Below are 2,106 nucleotides of genomic sequence, written 5' to 3' on the forward strand. Positions count from 1 at the left end.
GGCAGAATCTCGGTGTAACAGCGTTTCACCAATTCGCCATTGGGCAGCATTGTGATGACGACGTCCGAGCCGGCGACCGCGTCGGTGGCGTTGTCGAAACCGGTGACGCCGGTGGCGGTCGCGGCGGACAGCGCCGCGGGCACCGGATCGAATCCGCGCACCGCATGGTTGGCGGCAACAAGATTCGCCGCCATGGGCGCGCCCATATTGCCCAGGCCGAGAAAAGCCACCGTCAAGTGCTCAGTCATCGCTGCCTTCCTAAGCGGTTGCGCGGAACCGTGCGGCTTCGGACCGACCGACGACCACCCGCATGATCTCGTTGGTGCCCTCGAGAATTCGATGCACCCGCAGATCGCGCACGATCTTTTCCAGACCATACTCGCGCAGGTAGCCGTACCCACCGTGCAACTGCAGGGCCTTGTCGGCGACCTCGAAACACGTGTCGGTGACGTAGCGCTTGGCCATCGCGCACAGCTCGACCTTGTCGGCGTCATCGGAGTCCAGCGCACTGGCGGCCCGCCACAACATCATTCGCGACGTCTCGAGCCCGGTGGCCATGTCGGCGAGGGTGAACCGGATGGTGGGTTCGTCGAGCAGGGCAGCCCCGAAGGCCTGCCGGTCGCGCACGTAGGCGCCGGCCTTGTCGAAGGCGGCCTGCGCGCCGCCGAGCGAGCAGGCCGCGATGTTGATCCGGCCACCGTTGAGGCCCTTCATCGCGATGCCGAAGCCGGCGCCGTCGCCCTCGGGGCCACCCAGCATGGCGTCGGCGGGAACCTGCACGCCGTCGAGGATCACCTGAGCGGTCGGTTGGGCGTGCCAGCCCATCTTCTCCTCGTGGGCGCCGAAACTCAGCCCCGCGGTGCCCTTTTCGACGATGAAGGCCGAGATCCCGCGCGGCCCCTCGCCGCCCGTGCGCGCCATCACCACGTAGACGTCCGAGGCGCCCGCACCGGAGATGAACTGCTTGACGCCGTCCAACACATAGTCGCTGCCCTGCTTGACGGCGCGGGTGCTCAACGCTCCGGCGTCGGATCCGGCACCGGGCTCGGTGAGGCAGTAGCTGGCGATGGCGTCCATCGGCGCCAGCCGCGGGATCCACTCCTTGCGTTGCTCGTCGGTGCCGAAGCTGTCGATCATCCAGGCGCACATGTTGTGGATGGACAGGAACGCCGCGACCGCCGGGCAGGCGATGGCCAACTGCTCGAAGATGCGAACCCCGTCGAGCCGGCGCAACCCGCTGCCGCCGACGTCATCGCGGCAGTAGATGGCCGCCATGCCGAGTTCGGCCGCTTCGCGTAACACGTCGACCGGAAAGTGTTCGCTCGCATCCCATTCCAGGGCGAACGGGGCCACCCGCTTGGCGGCGAACGCCGCTGCCGTCTCGGTGATCACCCGTTCGTCGTCGTTCAAGTCAAACATGGCCTAATCCATTGTGGGGATGCTGAATTCGGCGCCGTCCTTGATGCCGGAGGGCCAGCGCGACGTGACGGTCTTGACCTTGGTGTAGAACTGGATCGACGCCGGGCCGTGCTGGTTGAGATCGCCGAAACCGGAACGCTTCCAGCCGCCGAAGGTGTGGTAGGCCACCGGGACCGGAATCGGCACGTTGACACCGACCATGCCGACCTGCACCCGGGAGACGAAATCGCGTGCGGCGTCGCCGTCACGGGTGAACACCGCCACGCCGTTGCCGTACTCGTGCTCGGACGGCAGCCGCAACGCCTCTTCGTAGTCGTGGGCCCGCACGATGCACAGCACCGGGCCGAAGATCTCGTCGGTGTAGATCGACATGTCGGTCGTGACATGGTCGAACAGGGTCGGCCCGATGAAGAAGCCGCCCTCGAGGTTGGCGTCACCGAACGTCAGGTCGTCGCTGGTCCGCTCGCGGCCGTCGATCACCAGCTCGGCGCCCGCGTCCACACCCTGGCCGATGTAGTCGCGCACCCGGGCCACCGCGGCCTCGGTGACCAGCGGGCCGTAGTCGGCCTTGGGGTCCAGGCTGTGGCCGACGCGCAGATTGTTGATCCGCTCGATGAGCCGGGCGCGCAACCGGTCGGCGGTCTGGTCGCCGACGGGCACCGCGACGCTGATCGCCATGCAGCGCTC

General features: G+C 67.4%; 3 protein-coding genes. All 3 read right to left on the bottom strand.

The window, feature by feature from the left end:
• On the bottom strand, positions 1 to 248 hold a 248-nt coding region (locus JOZ00_RS00705; RefSeq protein ID WP_293338440.1), incomplete at its 3' end, for an NAD(P)-binding domain-containing protein.
• Positions 249 to 258: 10 nt separating this feature from the next.
• Positions 259 to 1,419 (bottom strand): acyl-CoA dehydrogenase family protein, encoded by a 1,161-nt coding sequence (locus tag JOZ00_RS00710; RefSeq protein WP_293338442.1) that lies wholly within the window; start codon positions 1,417 to 1,419, stop codon positions 259 to 261.
• A gap of 3 nt (positions 1,420 to 1,422) precedes the next feature.
• Positions 1,423 to 2,106 (bottom strand): aldehyde dehydrogenase family protein (locus JOZ00_RS00715; RefSeq protein WP_293338444.1); only part of this gene is annotated, 684 nt, incomplete at its 5' end.

Source organism: Mycobacterium sp. (genome assembly GCF_019243155.1).
In the GTDB taxonomy this organism is placed as follows: Bacteria; Actinomycetota; Actinomycetes; order Mycobacteriales; family Mycobacteriaceae; genus Mycobacterium.

What these genes read in the sequence shown, in the direction of transcription:
- JOZ00_RS00710 (WP_293338442.1), bottom strand. Translation starts at nt 1,419, where the DNA reads ATGTTTGACTTGAACGACGACGAACGGGTGATCACCGAGACGGCAGCG.